We start from the raw sequence: 20,275 nt of genomic DNA, 5'->3' as shown, positions 1-20,275 counted from the left end.
GCTATGCTTCGTCAGTGGCCGATGTCGCAAATCCAAGATTCCAGACGATGAATGTCTGGACTGTAAGCCCGACATTTATCGTTCCCCGTGCTGGCCGACAGCGCCAGTAGGTGACCACTTCGTATTGCGTATAAGTGACCGGAGAAGAATAACTTCCCCATTTGATACGGCTATTTTCCCGCCAGGCTGCATGGCTCGTCGGTCAGGTAGCTCCCCCGATCAAAATCGGGGTCTTCCCTCCTCGCGTCTTGTCTGGCGAAAAAACAGCTTTCAAAACCGCAGCTCCATACCCCTGCGCCCCTTGCCAGACCACGGCGCCTTGAACTGCAAGATCAGCGTAAGGTTGAACTCATTGATGGGGCGGAGCATTTCCCGCTCCCTGTTCCTCAGCCCCAGGCCATGAATGTAGGACAGCTCTACCATATACCTTTTGTACCAGTAGGCGAGCGACAGGTGTGAGGTGTACTCGAAATAACGATGATCAGGAGCGTTTTCACGGTAATTGTAACTCGTGATTTTCCAGTAATCTTTTCCATCTGTACTTATCTCAGAATTATGGATGTAGTTCAGCCCAAGTCCAGCTCCTACCAAAAATGCATCAGCAATTGAACGCTTAACAGCAAAATCCGTACGCCAGCTATCAAAGCGATGAAAATTTATACTAGCGATGCCATCTGTCCGCATTCTGAATACACGATCAAAATAATAGCCGTTCGCCCAGGAAAAGAATAGCGCTTCGCCTATTTGTTGTTCTACGCTCAAACCAACCAACAAGTGCCTTAGGGTTTGTGCGTCCACATCGTACCAATCTGGACGAGGTCCTGCTACATGGAAATCCCCTCCTTCAATATCCGTCAATCCTCCTCCCAGCCGCAGGCTGAAGTAGGTCTGCCCGTGCAGGGCACTTGCGCTGAGCAGTAGGAGTAAGGCTGTAAAGGTGCGTTTAAAGTCCTGTTTCATGGCTATATTTCAGCCCTTCTGATTTCTGAAATTGCTCCTTCCCCTTGAAAAGAGCGTGCAAAGATGCATTACCGTTCTTTCTGGAAATCAGGAGGGCAGTTATAACTTTTTGCTTATAGCTTCATGCTATCTGTTAGGCATTACTTTTTGTGTGCCTAATCATTGGCATCAAGGTATTAAGCAAGCTACAACAATGCGACCACCAAGTCAAATTTACATTGTAGAATAATATAAAGGGCACAAAGCGGAATGGCTGCCCCTACACCTCCCAAAACCGCAGCAACAACACCTCTACCCCCAAAAACACCAGCGCCAAAATCAGGCACCAGCGCCATAGCGGAATGCCTTGACTCCGCTCTTCTATCGTAGCGGTGAGCACAGCGTTGTCGGCTACATTGATGAGATTCGCTAGAGGCCCTACATAGCTGGACAGCTCATCCGGGCTGTAGTAGTCGAGATCGGACTCGCGGCGGTCGTAGTTGAAAGCGTAGGTGCCCAGTGGGTTCTCCGGCTGCAGGAAAAGGTCGTAGTAGCCGGCTTCATCGACCTGCTGCCCTACGGTCAGATAGACTTTCGCCCCAATGATGCGCTGCTCGGGGATGAACTCCTCGGCTTCGCCCTGCAACTTGTAGACAATATCGCTGCTCGTAGCATCATGAGGGGCAACGATCGTAGCATCCTGCCCAATGGTGTAGGACAACTGCTGCCCCTGACGGGAGGATACTGACATCTTGAACAGCATGGGCACGAATATTTCTCCGTTGCGCACCAGGTCGTTGTACTCATCCGAAAGCGGAGCGGCACTGAGGTAGAGATTGCCCTGCCCATTCTGATAGCGGGCCAGCAATACCGAACCATCGCGGTAGGTGAGCAACGGCTCTTCGCCCCGGTTGGCAAAATTGCTCAAGCTGAAATTGCCCTGCGTGGCGGGGAGCTTCAGGTTGGCAGAGCGGTTCTCGAAAACATCATTGAAGATGAAGGCATCGGTGTTGATCTGCCCCACCTGACGGGGGCGCTCCTCAAATTGCTGCAGCTCGTTGGCCGGAAAGCCGGTTAAGAACCCGCGGTAAGTACTAACATCGGCATTCCGGCTGGGGAAAACCAGCAGATTGCCGCCGTCCTGTACATACTGACGGAGCTCAAAGCCCAGCCCGGAGGATACCGTCCGCAGGTCGTTCAGCACAATCATGTCGTAGTTCCCAAATTGGGAATAGTCCAGCGCCTGGCTGGGCAGGTTGTCAATTTTGAAGTTATTGATGCCCTGAAATGCTGCCGTCAGAAAGCGGTTGGGCTGTTGCTCATTGATGGCCAGCACCCGGATTTGTTCTTTCACATTGAAGGCAATGTGATAATTGTCGTCAAACTGAATGGGGAAGTCGGTGATGTTGAGGCGGGCTTCGTGCCAGCCGGTCCGCTGTATGGAAATATTGACGGTATCTACCACGGAAGACTCGGCGGGAACGGTCAGCGTGCCTACCGGTTTGTTCTCCCCTTCGTGGCGGATAGACAGGCGGACATTTTCCGCAGTTGCTTCGGTGAGGTTGCGCACCCGAACAACAAGCGGGTTAGGCTGATTGGGCATAGGCACCGGATTGGTAAACCAGGCAGAATCTATGCTGATGTTTTTTTCCTGTACGGCCTGCAGGGGCACGAGGTTGAGCTCCATCGTAGTGTCGCTGACGGCTTCGATATCGGTGATGTTGCGCTGGAAGTCGGAAATGTGGTAGGCCACTTCGTTATCGGCTTCTGCAGTGGAAAGCGCCTGCCGTTGGCGGGTCAGGACTTCCGAAAGCTGCCGTACCGCCGGGCTGGGCTCGATTTCATCAATGAGCGCCAGGGCATCTTCCTGAGAAACCATGCGCTGATGCCGCCCTTCGAAGTCGTTGGTCAGGATTTGGAATTCATCGGTAGGCGCGTAGGCTTGCACAATCTCCCGGGCGCGCTGTTTGGCTTTCTCTACCAAAGGCACGTCTTGGCTAAGGGCCTGCATGCTGAAGGAGTTGTCGATAAACAGGCTCACCGCCTTATTGCCCTGCTGCACCTCCGCATCTTCCTGCGGGATAAAAGGCTGAGCGAAGGCGAATACCAGAAAAGCCACCGCCAGCAGCCGCATCAGCAGTACCAGCAGGTTGCGCAGGCGGGAGCGGGCGCTCGTCTCCTCCTTGACTTCTTTCAAAAAGCGCACATTCGTAAAGTACACTTTCTTAAACCGCCGGAAGTGGAACAGGTGGATGATCACGGGGATCGCTAGTGCAGCGAGGGCGAACAAAAAAGCCGGGAAGAGAAACTGCATATATTCTTTGGGTTGCTTTTGGTCTGTTTTTCACGTATCTTCTACGGGCTCACTAGCCAACAGAATCAAGATAAAGAACGCGAATTTAACCATAAAGTTATTGCGGGGCAAGGTATTGGCCTCTAATACCTTTATTCATCATCAAACACCCAAAGTATTATGAAAAGAGTGATTTACGCGCTTTTGCTGACGATTAGCGCTTTCCTGTTTGGTCATGCTCAAAGCTCTTATCTGGCTGGCAACATGCGTATTATTCAGGAAGACGCCCCTGAAGCGAATCTGACGCTGGAAGCCCGGGTACAACTGATCAGCCCCATTGATAGTCCTGTAGAAGATAGTATACCTGTTTTTTGGGGAGACGGGAGTTCGGGTTGGCTATTGCTCCTGCAGGAAACAAATATCCCCCCGGATCTAGTCAGACGGTTCTATACCAACACCCATACGTATCCTGCCAGAGCATCCTATACCATTACTTCACCCGTCTGCTGTTTCTCTGAAACGATCGTAAATCTTGATCCGGGGGCAACCATGCCTCTTCAAGCCCATTATACCATTCTCAACCCTCAGCTTCAGGGAACCAATACTACGGTTATCGTATCAGATTTGGAGGAAACAGGACCAGTCAATGAGCCTTTCAGTTTCTCACCTACTCCTTTTGATACGGATAATGATTCTATTAGCGTGTCTATCCCGGAATTAGATGACTCTTTTTCGGGGTATCAACCCGTAAATATTGTTGATCCCGGAGGGAGCGGTACGCTAATTGTAGAGAACCCCCTGTTTGGGGGAACGGTTTGGGACAGCCCAGGCACAGCAGGTCAATCCTACATCGTACCCTATCATCTTGAGGAGTTCCGCAACGGGCAAAGGATTTCGAACGTTTTGGCTTACTATTGGCTCCAGGTGGCATCGCCAACCAGTGCCAACACGACTGCAAAACCGAACTTAAAAGTCTTCCCCAATCCTACCAGCCAAACACTGCAGGTGCAAACGGAAAACCCTACTCAATGGTCGGTCGTACTCTACAACGCACAGGGGCAACTGATACAGCAATGGGCTCATCTGCCTGCGGACGGGCAAATCGGCCTCTCCTGCCCCGGTGGGCTGTACCTGCTGCAATTGCAAAATGGAGATCAGGTGCGGACAGAACGAATCGTGGTGCGGTAAAAAAAGTAACCTGACAAGTATCCGCAGGCATCAGCCCGTGATCTTGTCAGGTTTAGCTGTTTTTTAGCTCCCTTTATCGTCTAATTCTCATCAATCAAATCACCACTGCCGGTGATGTTGACGTCAATCTCGGGCGAGCCAATGAAGCGCACGTCACCGCTGCCGGAAATACGGACTTTCAGGAACTCCGCCACATTGACCTCGGTTCCACCGCTGCCGCTGATGTTGATGTCGGCCGTACGCGACTGCATGCCAAAAGCCTGCACATCACCGCTGCCACTAAGGCGGTACACGGCTTCGTCACAGAGGCCGTCAATGATCAGGTCGCCACTGCCGCTGATCTTCACATCTATATCATCCGCTTCTGTTTCTATGCGGACATCGCCACTGCCACTAAGCTGAAATTCGATGTCTTCTGCCAGGAAAAGGTTTTCGCCCATGATATCGCCTGAACCGGAGCTGTAGACCTTCCGCAATACAGGTAAAGTGATGAATATCTGCATGTTATCCAGGTCGCGCACACAGCGGTCGAACTCGATTTCCCAAATACCGTTATTGACATCCAGTTCCAGTTCATCAATCGCATCTTCCTTGCCTTCCACGATGACTTCCTGTTCGTCCCCCTGCCGGATGAAGACCTCCACCGAGGTTTCGTTTTTGATACCGGAAAAGTCGTCCAGGACCAGGCTTTGGCTTACAAAGGGACCATCGGCATTCAGGCAGCCAATGGAGAAGCTGTCATCGTCGTCGATGTTGATAAAGCAGCCGCTGCCCAATAGTGCCGTGGCAAGAGCGAATAGCATCATTTGAATCGTTTTCATAGTTTCTTGTTTTTTTACAGTGAGTGAAAAATGTCGGGTGATTATTTTTTCTGGTGGATTGAGCCTTAAATTTTGACCGTTAAAGGCCACGCACCAAAGAAGGCTTAAGCGTGGAAATACTATCAAATAATTCGGTCTAGCCGCACTAGTTGTCTCTGTCCCAGCCGAACCAGCCAAAGCGGAAGGTCAGGTTAGCCAGGGTGCCATCAAAGGCATTGGATTTGTAGGGGCTATTGTCGCTTATGCCGTCCACATAGCGATAGCCTACGGTACCCGCCACGCGGAACCAGCGGGTGACGTTCAGCTCCAGGCCGATTTCCGGTGTTACCACAAATACATTGTCGGTGTTATCCGGGAAGGAGGAGTTGTCGGAGACGTCAATGCCGACTGCGCCCCAGCCCAGGCGGGCACTTGTATAAAGGTGCAGTACGCGGTGAGGCGCCAGGGTGTACCCCAGCCAAAAACCACCGTGCCCGAGCTCGATTTCCTGAATGTCGTCATCCTCAATCAGGCGCTCAAAGTCAATGCTCCCTACGCCGTAGCCACCGATAAAGAAGTTATCGATCACCACGCCGCCGCCACCGCCTACTGCGGTCGTCATGTCATTGCCCAGCCCCATCTCAATGATTGGCGCGCCGAAGCCACCAACAACGCGGGCATTGTTAAATAAGGTTTCATGCTGTGCCTGCACAGCCAGCCCCAGCAGCAGGGCCAAAGTGAGCAATCCTAACTTTTTCATGATCTATTGCTTTTCGTTGATTTTAAATAATGATTTATCTCCCTTGCAGCCGTTAGAAGACCGTTCCTGCAAGGCATAACTATGGCTGGCCGGGATGATTCCCGGACGTTGCCTGTTTCAAAAAATTAATGGTCAATTTGGTGCCCGGTTTATTCCGGTAACAACATGCTAAAACCGTATGCCGCCCTGCACGCCTACCCAAAACCGCAGGTGGGTATTCTGCCCGCCTTCCGCAAGAGTATAGGAAGGGTCAATCACCCGTGAGCCCAGTTCGCCCATCTCAGGGTCTGCTACCCGGGATACCATCAGGTTGGCGATGGGGCCGGCGAAAAAGCTCGTCTTTCGGTCCGTGCCGTTGTAGCCCAGCGCCAGGCTGAGCTGATTGAGCAGGTTGACTTCTTTGGTCCACCGCTCCAACTCGTTGATGTGCATGCAAGTGGCTTCCACATTCATCATCAGGTTCGGTGTGAAGCGCTTGGTGGTGCCTATACCGTAGCCGAGCCCCCAGCTGTAAGCCTGCGCTTCTTCAACTGCCCCTACAGTACCGGGCTGCCCCTGCATATCCCAGCGCATACCGACTTTGAAGATGTTGTAAAAGGAATACGCGCCAAGCTTCAACGCCGCATTGGCAAACAAAGCGTCATTGGACGACAGCTCGAAGCGGTTGTAGCCGTTCTTAACGATGTTGAGCAAGCCAACCGGCACACCGTTCACCGTATCTGCGACATTGATGAGTGCCACCTGAAAGCCGTCTACCCGTTTTGCCTTATTGAAAAGGGCGCTGACCTGACCGCCTTCCACATCTCCTGCCTTATTGAACAGGCCGGATATCTGGGAGCGGGTAAAGCCCTGGCTTTTATTGAATAAGCTTGCAACCTGCAGCCCTTCCGCTTTGCCTCCGGAAATGTTGAACAACCCCGAAGCCTGCAGCCCGGCAGCGTCGCCATGACTGATGTTGAACAGGCCCGCTGCCTGAACAGCCTGCGTCTCTCCGGCTATATTGAATACACCGGCGGCCTGCACGCCCTGTACTTTGCCATTATTGACGTTGAAAACACCGCCGACCTGTGTGCCAATTACATCTCCGCCAACCTGACTGCCCACACCGGCAATCTGTACGCCTTCAACGTCATGGATGATCTTGTTGTAAAGACCGCCCACTTCGAGCCCATCTACTCCACCGTTGGTACCCCATAATACATTAAGGGATACATTATTGGTAATCTCAGCACTGCGCTCAAGATTAGTCCCCACGTAAGGCAGGATAGACACCTGAGCCAGCCGGCGGTCGCCCCTGTACACCTCTTCTTTTGCTTCTGCGGTGACCGCAGGTGGAGGCGGCAAATGGTAAAGGTCGACATGAATTTCCTTATAAGCATTTCCTCCCGGGCTGTTAATCGCTTTGGTTTTGGGTTGCCGAATAGGCTCCATGTGCTGGCTTAACCGCTCCCGCTCGGCTGCATCCTCCGGATAAATCGGGCTTTGCTGCTGAACCTTAGGCTTTACGGGTGCCAGTTGCCCAAGTTCATCGGTTTTGCGGCTGGGCTTCAACATGACCTGATTGCCCATTTTGCGGTAGGAGATCGGAAGTTGCCGACAGATTTCATCCATAATGGCTTCCAGTTTGGCCCCTTCCTCCGCATTCACCGAGACTTTTCGCTCCAGCGGGATGAAGTCCGGGCTGTAGGAAAAGCGCACCTGAAATTGCTGCTCCAGGTCTTTGAGCACCTCCCCCAAAGACTGATTGATGGTACGATAGCTGGCCAGTACTGCCGGAGCCTGAGCATTGAGCCCAACACCTGCAAACCATAAACCCGTAAATAGTAGCAGTTTTTTCATGGCTTTTCGTGCTTACTGGCAATAGTCTCCATTGCCTTTGATTACAATTTGCCCATTTTCCTCGACAATTTCCAGTTCCATTGTGAAGGCCATCGCATCCAGCAGTTCCTGCAGCTTAGGGTTAGGAAAATCTCCCATGAAGCGGCAACTCGCCAGCTGATCATTCGCCAGAACTACCCTTTTTCCGAAGTAGCGCTCCAGAGCTCGGGCAACCTCGCCCAGTGGCTGATTGTCAAACTGCAGCCGGTTCTCCTTCCAGGCCATTGCATTGGAGACCGGTGTTTGCCGGACTTCTTCCAGCATCTTATTGTATTGCCCGGAGGTGCCGGGGACCAAAAGGACTTTCTCTTCTTTTTTATCTACAGAAGCCACCTCCACCTTCCCGGTAGCCACCGAAACCGTTACTTCCGGTTCATCAGGATAGGCTCTGACATTAAAGGATGTACCCAGTACGGTGGTTTGTGCGCCTTCTGCAAAGATGGTGAAGGTAGCGCCGTCCTGCTTTACCACGTCAAAAAATGCCTCCCCGGTCAACCTGACTTCCCGCTGCTTAAAGTCTTTGGCGTAACGAATGGAGCTATTCTCATTCAACACCACCGTGCTTCCGTCAGGCAGGGTGAGCGTTTGCTCTTCCTTATCAGCGGTTTGAACCTCCGCAAACACCGGCGAATGGTCAATAAGACCGGAATACCAGTACCCCCAGTACCCGCCCAGCAGTAACAAGACCGCTGCAGCTGCATAGCGTAGGTATAGCTTTAGGGTAGACAATCCTATTACTTTGGCTTCTCCGATTTTCGCTTCCGGTTGGATACGCTCTTCCAGTAAATCCCAGGCGACCGACTTCCCGGCAGAGAAATCAGGCATCTCATAGGATGCCGAGACAGACCATAGCTTTTCCGCTTCTTCCAACACCTTCAGGTTGGCGGAATCGGCTTCTACCCAGCGCATTAGCGCTTCCCGCTCTGCCTCGTCAATATCTCCGGAGAGATACCTTCCTATTCTTTCAAGGTAGTCGCTTTGATTCATGTTGTTGTTAGTTTCCGGACTATTGATGCACCCGCTGAGGCAATCCCCCTACTTCAGGCTTCAATTTTTTTTCTTCTTTTTTACTTCCAGCTCCTTATACCCGTAAGTTTCGTCTGTTACCCGCAGAAATTCATAGTCTGGCAGCAGTCCGATCACGATTTCGGCTGTTGTGTAAATCCGGCAACCATCCATCAGGTGGCCGCCCAGGCACTGCCCGGTTTCATCTGCGACTGTCAGGTGCAAATGGGAGCCGTTTTTGGACAAGGTGCCTGTCATGCCTGTAATTTCAAAGTGCCCTTGCCCTATGCTGGCTTCAGACTGATTGGCAAAGCGAATGGCATAATCCGTCAGGCTGCCCACTGCGCTCAATATGACCGCAGCTTCCACATCATTCGTATCGGCCCATTCCTGAAGGGCACCTTTCAGGTCCATGCCTGGTGTAAGTCGAAACGCAGTATATTCCATAAGGTTGGTATCATGCTGTAGAGGAGGGAAGGCTTCTGCTGGCTGGCAGGCAGTACACCAAAGTAAACCGAACAGCAGGGCAATCTGCAGGTAGTGCTGCAATTTCTCCCGGAGCACCCGCAGGGCCTTGCCCATTTGATTTTCCACCGTTTTCACGGAGATGTCCATTTGCTCAGCAATTTCTTTATAGGTCAGCTCTTCGTAACGGCTCAGTTGGAAAACAGTGCGGCATTTGGGCGGGAGTTGATTGATAGCCGCAGTGACGTTGGCTTGCATTTCTTCATGCAGGAATTGCTCTTCGGCGCTGTCGTCCACCCCAGGTTCATGTCCAGGCTCAAAAGCTTCCTGCTCCCAGCGTTTGTTGCGGCGCAGGTAGCCCAATCCTTCATTGATGGCCATTCGGCGGATGTAAGCACCAAGGGAGGAATTGATTTCGATCTTGTGGCGCTTTTCCCAAAACCGGAGGAAAACTTCCTGTGCCAGGTCCTCAGCGGTGCTGGCATCAGGCACAAAGCGATATATCGACTGGCAGACCATTTCGTAGTGATCTTCGAAGAGGTGCTGCAGCGCCATCCGGTCATCCGCTTTAAGGCGGGAAAGCAGGTTTATTTCGGTGTTATCTGACATTAAAGCCGGGTGTATTTTTCGGCCACAAGATTAAGTTTAATTCCCCACAAAGGTAAAAGGCTTTCGACATATAGAGGCATTTATTAGAGCGAATGGCTTTCTGGCCTTTCTGAACCGATAGAAACGATTACTCAATTACAATTCGGGACAGATAGCGCTGTTCCCCCGTTTGCCCCTGAAGCAAATATAGGCCAGCTGGTAAGGCGGGCAGTGTAAAGGATTGCAGCCCTCCGGCATGCGCAACGCCCCATACCCGCTGCCCCATACTGCTCAATAACTGCAAGCGCCCCTGCCCTGGAAGGTCCACATTGAGCGTGCCTGCTGTAGGGTTGGGGAACGCACGGAGCGGCTGATGTACCGGACTGAACACACTGCTGATATTCGAATCGTCAATTTGAATCAGGTAAAGGGCATCAAAATCGGGTGAATCATAGCCGGTTGTCAGGGACCATCCACTTCCAAACGCAAGGGGTTGGTTGAAGTTCGCTGAAGCGTAGGCCCGCCCTTCCGCGTCCACCATGATGTTATGATTGGTGCTGAATGGGGGATCCCCGAGCAGTTCGGGCTGATGCGCCCACGACAGCTGCCCATCTGGAAGAAAACGTGCCCAGAAGCTTACGGACCCGCCAAGTTCGAAGGACAGGGCGGTGCTTTCCGAAAGGGCGACCTCAGAACGAAAGGCTGCGGCTGAGAGGTAAACATTTCCATCCGGGTGGACATCCATCGCGCCGTTGGAACAAAACAGCGTGTTGCCCCAGAGTAGTTGCCCATCGGCATCCCAGCAAAGCAAAGCCGTCTTAAGCAAGTCATCTTCGGCTTGAAAATACTGCAGGGTTGCCGATTCCTCAATCAGGACTTGCTGCTCATGGGAAAAGCCCAGGTAAATCCTTCCCTGAGCGTCCGTTTCCAGGTCAAAGGGGACAATCAAGCCTTCTTGTGGCTCGATATTCCGATACCATTGCCGATTGCCCTGTGCATCGTATTTAACCAGCAGGCAGCCATCGTCACCATCCTGATTGTCATTCATCAGAATACTACCATCAAGCAGTAAACCACCAGCGCTGTAAGCAATAGAGACGATGGGCTCACCCTCCAAACTCAGGGCTAACCCAAGGCCTTCCGCATTTCCGCCATCAATGGGCAGTGGAGACTGAATTTGCTCCGCCCATTCCAGGTCCCCCTCGGACGTCAGGCGGGCCAGATAGAACGTCTTGCCCCGGTCAGAGGGTTCGCTAAATATGGTGGGCCCACCAAAGTCCATCTCCCGGTGGTAACTGCCCGTCATGTAAATCGAACCAGCATCATCAACCGCCAATGCGTTCAACCGGTCTCCTTTATCGAAGAACTCACTGTCCGCTCCGCCGTAGGCTTTTGCCCATTCCAGGGTGCCTGCGGTATCGAACCGAGCAATGAAAGCATCCCTGTAGCCATCGGCAAACAACGTCCGGGTAGCTCCTGAGGTATCCCGCTGAATGAGCAGGGGCCCGTACTCCGCGGAGGCAATTTCTCCCCCCACGTAAACCTTACCGGCTTTGACTGCCAAGGCCCGCATATCGCCCATCGTCAGCCTGCGGTACCACAGCACTTCGCCTCCACCAGAAAGCTTCTGCAGGAAACCGGTTTGTGCTCCACTGTAGGGCGGGTGGACCACTGTGCCATCGAGTTCCAAATCAGAACGGTGGAAGCCTAGAAGGTAAATATCCCCGGCTTCATCCGTTGCCATATCGACAATATTAAGGTTTTTACCAAAGGAAAAAATCGGCGACTCAACGGCATAACGCTGCACCCAGGTGACCTCAGGCTGGGCCGTAACCATCAAAACCATTAAAACTTGCAGGACGGAAGACAGGAGCATACGTATCATAAGCAGGTACCTTTTAATGCAAAAGTACAGGATGCCCGGAGACAAAAAAAGGGGAATAACCTTTTTGGCTATTCCCCGTCTACTTAGCTTAACCTATTTACCTATTCTTAGTGAAGATCTTGTCTTCAAAGCTCTTTTGGAGAGGGGTTAAGTCCTCTGCTTTTTTCAAAGTGTTGCTCAAATGTGCTTGTGTGAGTGTTTATCGGAGTTTCCTCCAATCGTATCCCTGCATTCAGGAAAGTTCGTATTTGTTTGCTTGCGTTGTATTGTGTATTGCCAATCTTGTGCCAAAAAACACAAATCTTTGAAAATCAACATTTTAATTCAAAATGCCAACTTGTTTTTATCCCAAAAAAAGACTAAATTCCAAAATTGGGAATAGATTTCAAATAAGCGTTTGCCCTTTAAGCATCGTTAAGATATTGCGATGCGGAATATTGCAAACCCAAGCCCAGCGAGTATATTTGCAGAAATTTTTCTTATGGCAACGGTTTATCTGCGATACTTATTAATTGGATTGTTCTTTATTCTTGGAGCGGTCCTGCAATTCAGGCTGGGCATCGGTCAGGCCTGGTACCTCTACCTGGGCGGTGTTATGCTCCTCCTGACTCAGGCTTTCATGGGCAATGTATGGACAGCCCACAGCCTGCTGAAAAGAGGGAAAGCTGCCGATGCAGAGAAAGTCCTGGACCAGGTATGGTCGCCCAGCCTGCTGCTCCGGCGCAACCGGGCCTACTACTACTTTTCTCTTGGCCTGATTTATTTGCAGCGTAAAGACATGGCGCCCGCTAACGAAATGCTGACTGAAGCTATTGAGCTTGGGCTAGAGCACCCCAATGACAGTGCCCTCGCTTGCCTGAACCTGGCGCACATCCACTACGTACAAATGCGCCCGGAGCAGGCCCGCCACTGGATGGAAAAAGCGCGAAGTTTCCCTTCCAACGATCTGCTGGTCAAGGAAAACCTGCAAAAACTGGAACAGGCACTGGCCGCAAGAAACAACTAATAAAGGCGACAGGTGTTCCCCAAACTACGCACCACCCGATCAATATTACTACATTTGCCAAAAAATAACCGAACGCATGTTAACAATTAATATTTACCTCAAATTTGCTTTGATAGCGGTAGGCCTGGCCGGTGGTATCGCACTTTGGGCTACCATGGGGGTATGGTATGGCATCTGGTTCGTCATCCTGGGCCTGGTGATGCTGGCTACCTATATTTTCCTGGGCACCGTTCAATCCGCAGCGGAGATGCTGCAGCAGTCCGATTTCGAAGGTGCCAATCAACGCCTTAACCTCACCTTTAAACCGGAGTGGCTGTACGCGACCAACCGCGCTTACTTCTACATGATCAAAGGCTCTACCGCACTGGCTCAAAAGAATGTTGAAGAAGGTGAAAAGTGGCTAAAAAAAGCAGAGGAAGTAGAAGTCCCAACGGACAATGAGCGGGCCATGCTGCAACTTCAGCTCGCAAACATCGCCGCCTCCAAAGGGCGCTGGAAACAGGCCGAACGGCACTACCGGGTCGCTAAAGGCTGCAAAATTACCGAGCCTAATATCAAGGAACAGTTCAACATGTTCGAAAAGCAGTTTAAAAACCGCGGTGCCGCCAAGCAATCCGGCCAAATGGGCGGCTTCCGCCCCGGTGGCAAACGCCGCCGCCCCAAGATGCGGTAACCCGCTTCAGGATGAAAGTACTGATCGTAGATGACGAGGTCAAAATCAGCAACGTAATCAAGAAAGGTTTGCGGCAGTACGGTATTGAATCCACGGCCGCTTTCGACGGAGAAGTCGCACTTGAACTATTGTCTGCTGAAACGTTTGACCTCGTCATTCTCGATATCATCCTGCCCAAGGTCAATGGGTGGGAAATATGCAAGCATATCCGGCAGGAGCTGCACCTTTCCGTTCCGATTCTGATGCTCTCTGCCATGGGCAAGACCGAACACGTCATCAAGGGACTTGATGCCGGTGCCGATGACTTCCTTTCCAAGCCGTTCAAAATTGAAGAGCTGGCAGCCCGGGTGCGCGCCCTATACCGCCGCAACCATCAATACGCTGCCGTACAGCCTGCCCTGCTGAATGCCGCCGGGCTTACCCTCGACCTCAACCGCATGGAAGTGCAGCGCGACGGCCAGCTGATCTCGCTTACCGCCAAAGAGTTTGAGCTGCTTAAATGCTTTATGCAACAGCCCGGGCGGATCCTCACCCGGGAGCAGCTCCTGGAAGCCGCCTGGGATATTGGCTTCGACACTGGCACCAACGTGGTGGATGTGTACATTAACTACCTGCGCCGAAAGCTGGAGGCGGACGGCTCACCCCGCATTCTGCACACCAAGATCGGTGCCGGGTATTACCTCAGTACGGAATAGCCCCTGCCATGAAGTTAAAAAACCGGCTGGTCCTCAACTTTGCGCTATTCACCTCAGGTATCCTTTTCCTGATGGGCGGGCTGATTTTCTTGCTTTACCGTAACTACCTGGAGCACGAGTTCACCTCCCGCCTGCACGAGCGCTGCATGATCGCGTCCCAAATGTACCTTGATGACGACGAGTTGAGCCCTCAGGTGCTGGAGCAAATCCGACAGAAGCACATGCGTACCCTGCCCAGCGAACAGGAATACTTCTTTCATTTGGAGAAAAAGGACAGCCTCCTCCCCCACCTGCCCGATTTTTTGGCTGAGCGCCTGACCGGACCGGTCACAGAAGCACAGGAATACTTCAAGGTGGAACAAGGGGACACACTTGGCGTTGGCATTCTGTACCGGGACGATCAGGGGCCTCACTTCACCATCGTCACCGCCGTCAACCGGCAGGGCAAGCAGGAACTCCGGGAGCTGGCCAATATTCTTTTTGGGCTGGCCGGGCTTTACCTGGTTTTTATTTTCTTCATCGCCCGCTGGTACGCCCGGCGCATGCTCTCACCCCTGACCGCCATGACCGAGAAAATGAAGACTGTGGACACCGCGAATTTGCACGTCCGCCTGGAGCCCTTGCCCGATCAGGACCCTAAGGACGAACTGGGCAGCATTGTGGAGGCCTTCAATAAAATGCTCAGCCGGCTGGAAACTTCGGTGGAAACGCAGCGCAACTTCATCACCCACGCTTCTCATCAGTTCAATACCCCCCTGACGACTATTCTTGGGGAAATAGAACTTGTACGGCAGCATTATAAATCCCTGCCCCCCACAGTCGCCGAGTCACTGGACAATATCTCCGAAGAATCTGAGCGCCTTAACCGGCTAACACTGCGCCTCCTGCACCTGGCTGAAGTAGGCACGGAAGGTGTCAATGACAGAGGGCAAAGCATCCGCCTCGACGAACTGCTTTTTGAAATACAGGAAGAGCTCAGCAGGGCCTATCCACAGCAGCCCCTTCAGATCGACACCGCCACTTTTCCGGGCGATCCGGACGCACTGGTAGTCAATGGCAATGCCAACCTACTGCAAATTGCCCTGTTCAACCTGGCAGAGAACGGGCTCAAGTACTCCGAATCCCCGGTTACCGTCACCCTATCGGCCGGCAGCAAAGTGATTGAAGTCCGGTTTCAGGATCAAGGCATGGGCATTCCTGAAGAGGAGCTGGAGTCCATCTTCACGCCTTTTTTCCGGGGGCAGCATGTGCAGGCCCGCACCGGTTACGGCGTAGGGCTGCCGCTTACACAAAAGATCATTGAGCTGCACAAAGGGCGAATCACGGTGGAATCAACGCCCGGTAAAGGCACCCTGGCTACGGTACGTCTTCCATTAGAGCAGCAGTTCATCTAAGCACTCCTGGTTTCTAATCTTATTTTAATGCCATTCTAATCCCAGCTTAATGCGGTGTTGGGAAATAAGGTACATATTTACAAATCAGCCTCACCGAAAGAAAGCCTTTTCACGTACTGAAATTCACAACGTCACCATGAAAGAAACCTTTACAGCTTATACCAAGCACTACGCTAAGGATATTCCCGCCTCATTAGTTGTTTTCCTCGTTGCCCTGCCTTTGTGCCTGGGTATTGCGCTGGCTTCCGGCGCCCCTTTATTTTCCGGGCTTATCACTGGTATTATTGCCGGTATTGTGGTGGGCGCACTCAGCCAATCGCATACCAGTGTGAGCGGCCCGGCTGCCGGGCTGACCGTTATTGTTTTTAGTGCCATTGCCGAACTCGGCAGCTTCGAGCTGTTCCTGCTGGCGGTGGTCCTGGGCGGAGTTTTCCAATTGATTCTTGGGTTAGTCAAGGCGGGTATCATCGGGCTCTACTTCCCCTCTTCCGTCATTAAAGGTATGCTGGCCGCGATCGGCCTTATTCTCATCCTCAAACAGCTGCCCCACTTCCTGGGCGTTGACATGGAGGCCTTTGGTGAGATGGCTTTTGCCGATAAAGAAGGCGGCAATACTTTTACCCATTTCTTCTATGCCTTGCAGCATATTCACCCCGGGGCGGCCATAATCGGTTTTGTTTCTCTGGGGCTGATGATCCTCTGGGAGCGCCCATTTATCAAGCAACATAGCATCTTGGGGCTGTTCCCCGGCGCGCTGATAGCTGTACTTTCCGGCGTAGGGCTGCACCTGGCCTACATCGGTGCTTATCCGGCCTGGACACCGGAATCGCAAATGCTCGTGACCTTGCCCAATATCAACAGCATCGCCTCTTTGCAAAAGGCGCTGGCCTTCCCGGACTGGACCGGCATTCTGAACCCGGTGGTCTGGAAGACAGCGGCCGTCATCGCTATCGTGGCCAGCTTGGAAACCTTACTGAGTATCGAAGCGGTAGACAAACTGGACCCGCACAAGCGGCATTCTCCCAAAAATGCAGAACTGCGCGCGCAGGGCATTGGCAACATCATCGCCGGTATGATTGGTGGCTTGCCTATGACAAGCGTAATTGTACGGTCTTCTGCTAATGTGGCTTCCGGTGGGGAGACAAAAATGTCAGCCATCTATCACGGCTTATTGCTTTTGGGCAGTGTGCTACTTATTCCCGGCTTGATGGGCTACATCCCACTGGCGTCTCTGGCAGCGGTGCTGATTTTTGTTGGTTTCAAGCTTTCCAAACCCAGCCTCTACCGGCAGCAATTCAAAATTGGGTATAACCAGTTCATGCCGTTCATCATTACCATTATCGCTATCCTTTTGACAGACCTGCTAGTCGGTATTTCCATCGGTATGGTAGTGGGCGTGTTCTTCATTCTTCGTGCGAATTACAGAACGCCTTACCACTACGATGACGAAGAAGTAGTCAACGGGCAGCCCGGCAAACGGATCAAGATTACCCTAAGCGAGCACGTTTCCTTCATCAATAAGGCCAGCCTTCAGACGACCCTAGACCACCTACCTGATGGCGCAATCGTCACCATAGATGGCTACCGGACTACTGCCATCGACCCGGATGCGCTGGAGCTTATTTATGACTTTGTGATCAATGCCCCGGAGCGTGATATAAAAGTGACGCTGCGAAATTGCCCGCACATTGAGGGCATGACGGTGGAGGAGCATTAGACTTGTTCTGCGGGGCACCAAATAAGGATACCCAAAATTACAAATTTGCTTTTATGAATTTAATGGAATAATCAGGTAATTGGCTTATTCCAGGCTGTTCGATTGGGAAATGACCTGCATTCTCCAGAATTTTCAATTCTTTTTCTCCAGTTAGCCGGTTGAAGAACACTTCGCTGGTCCAGGTGGGCGTCCAGAGGTCTTCTCCAGGGTGAACCAACAACACCGGAATCTGAAAAACTTCAGGCTCGATAGCAGGTTTCGCTTTGATTAAACTGGTCAGAAATCTTAGCGGAACTTTCGTGCCTGAAGACTTTTCATCGCTTAGTAAAAGCTTAAGTACTTCTTCATCGTTTACTATTGCTTTCATATTAGCGACCTTCTTCATTGGTAGCATTGCGCCACCCGCAAAAAGCGATGTGAGCTTAAGCATGGGTACAAGCACGCGACTCTTGAGTTTGCTGCCGGTTGAGGCATCTCGCACCCTTTTATCGCGCTGATCCAACAAGTTGGTGGCAATTACTCCTGCCACTTGAGGATTTTTTGCAGCTGCATGGTAGGCAAGCATACCACCGGCACTCAGTCCAAAAACGAAAACTGGTCTTTGGTCTTTTGCTTTTTCCTGGTCAATAAGGAAGGATACAAGGTTGACCCAATCATCATAAACCACTTTCCGCTTTTTCACGATGCTATTACCGTATCCGGGTAAATCCGGGGCAATGACTTCATAACCCGCATTGAACAAGGGAACTGCAATAAATGACAGCAGTCTTCCGTTTCCGCCTACCCCGTGCAAGAGGATTACTTTAGCCGGGGCATCTGTATTTTTGTAGGAGTCCAGGTGTATTTTCCAGCCATTCCAATCAACAAAAGATTCTTCCGGTAAAGAGGAAGGGGATATTTGGAAACCTTCGGGTAAATGCGACTCAATTTGTTTCCAAGTGTTAAGGTTTTCGTAGAGGGTTTCCTCTATATCGGTGTTATTGGAGGTTTGTGCTACAGCAATCCCACCCAAGCTTACTAAACAAGAAATGATCATCACTATACGTTTCATTTTTCTAGATTTTGAATTTAAAATTGTTGATGCAAAATTCTATTTCACATCATTTCAATTCATTGATTCAAATCAAGAAGTGATGGTCTCGTTACTGGTTAAAACGGTTTGCATATGGCTTGTGGCGGTTTCGAAGTCCCGTACTTGCGGAATTTACCGAAACCAATGCTGGCTACGGAGCGAGAGCCTTGACGGCAGCCCTTCAGCAGCCACAAGCTATATGCGTTGTTTGCGGTAGTACTTTATTCTGCAAAGTTAAGTTTTTCCTTAGCCACTATTTGCCACCTTTTCTGTCTGTGTGTATAAAATCTCTTTGAGAATGAGGTGATAATCCCTGTCATTGCTCCTCCATAGATGGTTATAGAGTCCTCGAAGTATATTTTCCCGTTACCTAAATCTCTCAATACTACGGCATGGTTCCAAACCTTTGCCCTTTTGTTCCATTCTTGGGCGACTATCTTATAGTTATCGTTATCAACCTCTTTGATGAACAGAGAGTGTGTTCCGCCGTACGGAATAAATCCAAAAACACGCATTTTTGCACCAACAGACTGACCAACTTCCCATTGTTTCGGAAATTCACCATTAACTGATTTGAACCGTATCATACCTTTTGCTACAAACTGTAATAATGCAGGGGTCTTTACATTTGCCCAGGCACTCTCCAGGTCCATTGGGATTTCAGAACTAACGGTCAATTGCCTTGCCTTGACTTTTTTCCCTTTATACTCAATAACCACCCTTTCTATTTTTGACGTGGGTTTATTATTTTGAGCATAACCATTTGATAGTAAGCCTAAGATTCCAAAAAGAATTACGATACGTTTCATTTTTTCTAGATTTTGAATTTGAAATTGTTGATACAAAATTCTATCTCACATCAGTTCAATCCATTGATTCAAATCAAGAAGCAATGATCTCGTTTCTGGTTACAACAAGTGAGGATCAATACCTTGGTGTATAGACTTTAGGGATGGGTTGTTTTTGAATGTTCTTTTTTTTACCCTACTCAGCGTCTCGGGGGTCATGTCAAGATAAGATGCAATCATATATTGAGGAACTCTTAGCAAAAGCGAGGGATACTCAGTCATAAAGGTGATAAAACGAGTATCAAAGTCATCGTGAAGCAGCCTGTTGGCTCTTTGAACAGCGAGAATATAGGCTCTTTCAGCCATAATCCTTGCTATGTTTGACCAAGTTTGGGACGTTTTGATTAGCTGATTCAATTTGTCACGTGTGATGGTATAGACTACCGAGTCTTCCAGCGCCTCTATGGGGCGTATAGATGGCGTTTGAGTAAGATACCCGAAATAGTCAGTTAGAAACTGTCCTTCAGCGAAGAACAACATTATCTTTTCCTGACCTTCAGCCAAGTAATACAGTATGAACAACCCCTTTGATACAAAAGATACTTTGTTGCTGTATCCTCCCTCTTTAATAAAATAGTCACCTTTCTTATACTTCTCCTCCTTGAAGGATTGAAAGGTTAAATTCCAATCCTCTTTGGTTAGTGGTGAGATTTTATTCAAATAAGCTTGTAAATCTTGCATAGGTGTCCTTTTTCAATTACCGCCAACAATAGATACACGAAAAGCACACCGGGTGAATGCCCCGGCAGTGGCTTAGCGTAGTGCACCCGGTGAGATAGTTTCGCCCGGCGCACTCCCTTCGCCGGGCGTATTGAACGGGAACGTGCAGCCGCAGTACGTAGCGCAGCGGAGTATTGTCGGCTGCACTGTGTTGTTTGCCTGTTTCTTTTTCGGTTATTCTCCTACCCTTTCTAAAATTTGATTCTTTAGCCTTTCTGACATTCGGAAATCAACTTTTTCTAGTTTCTCGATTAAGTGTATGTTTGGAGCAAACGAGAGTTGATAATCAAAGAGTTGTGGTTATGACTAAATGGAAAAATGCGCGTTTGGCGGGTCAAATAAGTATTTT

At 50.7% G+C, this 20,275-nt stretch carries 17 protein-coding genes; 6 read left to right on the top strand and 11 right to left on the bottom strand.

Annotated elements, in window-relative coordinates; translation table 11 throughout:
• Positions 1–270: 270 nt before the first annotated feature.
• Positions 271–960 (bottom strand): hypothetical protein, encoded by a 690-nt coding sequence (locus tag MRY86_RS23325; RefSeq protein WP_293566146.1) that lies wholly within the window; start codon positions 958–960, stop codon positions 271–273.
• Positions 961–1,219: 259 nt separating this feature from the next.
• Positions 1,220–3,253, bottom strand: a complete 2,034-nt coding sequence (locus MRY86_RS23320) for a BatA domain-containing protein (RefSeq protein WP_293566148.1) — start codon at positions 3,251–3,253, stop codon at positions 1,220–1,222.
• 159 nt (positions 3,254–3,412) lie between these two features.
• On the opposite strand from MRY86_RS23320, the gene MRY86_RS23315 reads away from it, so the two are divergent.
• Positions 3,413–4,420 carry a T9SS type A sorting domain-containing protein gene (locus MRY86_RS23315; protein ID WP_293566150.1) on the top strand — a complete coding sequence of 336 codons (1,008 nt, stop codon included), beginning with the start codon at positions 3,413–3,415 and terminating at the stop codon, positions 4,418–4,420.
• A gap of 80 nt (positions 4,421–4,500) precedes the next feature.
• Here the strand turns inward: MRY86_RS23315 and MRY86_RS23310 are convergent, their stop codons facing one another.
• The 6 genes from MRY86_RS23310 to MRY86_RS23285 form a co-directional block, all read right to left on the bottom strand.
• Entirely contained in the window at positions 4,501–5,241 is a 741-nt protein-coding gene (locus tag MRY86_RS23310) for a head GIN domain-containing protein (RefSeq protein ID WP_293566151.1), read from the bottom strand.
• Between the two features lie 145 nt (positions 5,242–5,386).
• Entirely contained in the window at positions 5,387–5,980 is a 594-nt protein-coding gene (locus MRY86_RS23305; protein WP_044222445.1) for an outer membrane beta-barrel protein, read from the bottom strand.
• Positions 5,981–6,148: 168 nt separating this feature from the next.
• Positions 6,149–7,819, bottom strand: a complete 1,671-nt coding sequence (locus MRY86_RS23300) for a DUF4974 domain-containing protein (protein WP_293566155.1) — start codon at positions 7,817–7,819, stop codon at positions 6,149–6,151.
• A 12-nt stretch (positions 7,820–7,831) separates the two neighbouring features.
• The gene (locus MRY86_RS23295) at positions 7,832–8,845 is read right to left on the bottom strand and encodes a FecR domain-containing protein (RefSeq protein ID WP_293566157.1); all 1,014 of its coding nucleotides are present in this window, start codon (positions 8,843–8,845) and stop codon (positions 7,832–7,834) included.
• Between the two features lie 60 nt (positions 8,846–8,905).
• Positions 8,906–9,937, bottom strand: a complete 1,032-nt coding sequence (locus MRY86_RS23290; protein WP_293566159.1) for an RNA polymerase sigma-70 factor — start codon at positions 9,935–9,937, stop codon at positions 8,906–8,908.
• A gap of 127 nt (positions 9,938–10,064) precedes the next feature.
• Positions 10,065–11,801, bottom strand: coding sequence for a T9SS type A sorting domain-containing protein (locus tag MRY86_RS23285; protein ID WP_293566160.1), 1,737 nt, complete (start codon positions 11,799–11,801; stop codon positions 10,065–10,067).
• A 481-nt stretch (positions 11,802–12,282) separates the two neighbouring features.
• On the opposite strand from MRY86_RS23285, the gene MRY86_RS23280 reads away from it, so the two are divergent.
• From MRY86_RS23280 to MRY86_RS23260, 5 genes are all read left to right on the top strand, one after another.
• Positions 12,283–12,807 carry a hypothetical protein gene (locus MRY86_RS23280; RefSeq protein WP_293571969.1) on the top strand — a complete coding sequence of 175 codons (525 nt, stop codon included), beginning with the start codon at positions 12,283–12,285 and terminating at the stop codon, positions 12,805–12,807.
• 76 nt (positions 12,808–12,883) lie between these two features.
• Entirely contained in the window at positions 12,884–13,480 is a 597-nt protein-coding gene (locus MRY86_RS23275) for a tetratricopeptide repeat protein (protein ID WP_293567261.1), read from the top strand.
• A gap of 11 nt (positions 13,481–13,491) precedes the next feature.
• Entirely contained in the window at positions 13,492–14,175 is a 684-nt protein-coding gene (locus MRY86_RS23270) for a response regulator transcription factor (protein WP_293567260.1), read from the top strand.
• An 8-nt stretch (positions 14,176–14,183) separates the two neighbouring features.
• On the top strand, positions 14,184–15,569 hold the full coding sequence (locus MRY86_RS23265) for a HAMP domain-containing sensor histidine kinase (protein WP_293567259.1): 1,386 nt from the start codon (positions 14,184–14,186) through the stop codon (positions 15,567–15,569).
• 136 nt (positions 15,570–15,705) lie between these two features.
• Positions 15,706–17,286 carry a SulP family inorganic anion transporter gene (locus MRY86_RS23260; protein WP_293567258.1) on the top strand — a complete coding sequence of 527 codons (1,581 nt, stop codon included), beginning with the start codon at positions 15,706–15,708 and terminating at the stop codon, positions 17,284–17,286.
• A gap of 37 nt (positions 17,287–17,323) precedes the next feature.
• Here MRY86_RS23260 and MRY86_RS23255 read toward each other — a convergent pair whose 3' ends face one another.
• The 3 genes from MRY86_RS23255 to MRY86_RS23245 all read right to left on the bottom strand — a co-directional run bounded on the left by MRY86_RS23255 (position 17,324) and on the right by MRY86_RS23245 (position 19,887).
• Complete coding sequence (locus MRY86_RS23255) at positions 17,324–18,337, bottom strand: alpha/beta hydrolase (RefSeq protein ID WP_293567257.1); 1,014 nt, start codon at positions 18,335–18,337, stop codon at positions 17,324–17,326.
• Between the two features lie 242 nt (positions 18,338–18,579).
• Positions 18,580–19,167: a hypothetical protein gene (locus tag MRY86_RS23250; RefSeq protein WP_293567256.1), complete on the bottom strand. Its 588-nt coding sequence runs from the start codon at positions 19,165–19,167 to the stop codon at positions 18,580–18,582.
• Positions 19,168–19,266: 99 nt separating this feature from the next.
• The gene (locus tag MRY86_RS23245; RefSeq protein ID WP_293567255.1) at positions 19,267–19,887 is read right to left on the bottom strand and encodes a Crp/Fnr family transcriptional regulator; all 621 of its coding nucleotides are present in this window, start codon (positions 19,885–19,887) and stop codon (positions 19,267–19,269) included.
• Between the last annotated feature and the right edge of the window lie 388 nt (positions 19,888–20,275).

Source organism: Phaeodactylibacter sp., assembly GCF_022763345.1.
Lineage (GTDB): Bacteria > Bacteroidota > Bacteroidia > Chitinophagales > Saprospiraceae > Phaeodactylibacter.
The sequence above is the reverse complement of the archived record's forward strand: the minus strand, read 5'-3'. Positions and strand labels throughout refer to the sequence as shown.

Coding starts and splice junctions, on each gene's coding strand:
- MRY86_RS23325 (WP_293566146.1), bottom strand. CDS start 960: ATGAAACAGGACTTTAAACGCACCTTTACAGCCTTACTCCTACTGCTC.
- MRY86_RS23320 (WP_293566148.1), bottom strand. CDS start 3,253: ATGCAGTTTCTCTTCCCGGCTTTTTTGTTCGCCCTCGCTGCACTAGCG.
- MRY86_RS23315 (WP_293566150.1), top strand. CDS start 3,413: ATGAAAAGAGTGATTTACGCGCTTTTGCTGACGATTAGCGCTTTCCTG.
- MRY86_RS23310 (WP_293566151.1), bottom strand. CDS start 5,241: ATGAAAACGATTCAAATGATGCTATTCGCTCTTGCCACGGCACTATTG.
- MRY86_RS23305 (WP_044222445.1), bottom strand. CDS start 5,980: ATGAAAAAGTTAGGATTGCTCACTTTGGCCCTGCTGCTGGGGCTGGCT.
- MRY86_RS23300 (WP_293566155.1), bottom strand. CDS start 7,819: ATGAAAAAACTGCTACTATTTACGGGTTTATGGTTTGCAGGTGTTGGG.
- MRY86_RS23295 (WP_293566157.1), bottom strand. CDS start 8,845: ATGAATCAAAGCGACTACCTTGAAAGAATAGGAAGGTATCTCTCCGGA.
- MRY86_RS23290 (WP_293566159.1), bottom strand. CDS start 9,937: ATGTCAGATAACACCGAAATAAACCTGCTTTCCCGCCTTAAAGCGGAT.
- MRY86_RS23285 (WP_293566160.1), bottom strand. CDS start 11,801: ATGATACGTATGCTCCTGTCTTCCGTCCTGCAAGTTTTAATGGTTTTG.
- MRY86_RS23280 (WP_293571969.1), top strand. CDS start 12,283: ATGGCAACGGTTTATCTGCGATACTTATTAATTGGATTGTTCTTTATT.
- MRY86_RS23275 (WP_293567261.1), top strand. CDS start 12,884: ATGTTAACAATTAATATTTACCTCAAATTTGCTTTGATAGCGGTAGGC.
- MRY86_RS23270 (WP_293567260.1), top strand. CDS start 13,492: ATGAAAGTACTGATCGTAGATGACGAGGTCAAAATCAGCAACGTAATC.
- MRY86_RS23265 (WP_293567259.1), top strand. CDS start 14,184: ATGAAGTTAAAAAACCGGCTGGTCCTCAACTTTGCGCTATTCACCTCA.
- MRY86_RS23260 (WP_293567258.1), top strand. CDS start 15,706: ATGAAAGAAACCTTTACAGCTTATACCAAGCACTACGCTAAGGATATT.
- MRY86_RS23255 (WP_293567257.1), bottom strand. CDS start 18,337: ATGAAACGTATAGTGATGATCATTTCTTGTTTAGTAAGCTTGGGTGGG.
- MRY86_RS23250 (WP_293567256.1), bottom strand. CDS start 19,167: ATGAAACGTATCGTAATTCTTTTTGGAATCTTAGGCTTACTATCAAAT.
- MRY86_RS23245 (WP_293567255.1), bottom strand. CDS start 19,887: ATGCAAGATTTACAAGCTTATTTGAATAAAATCTCACCACTAACCAAA.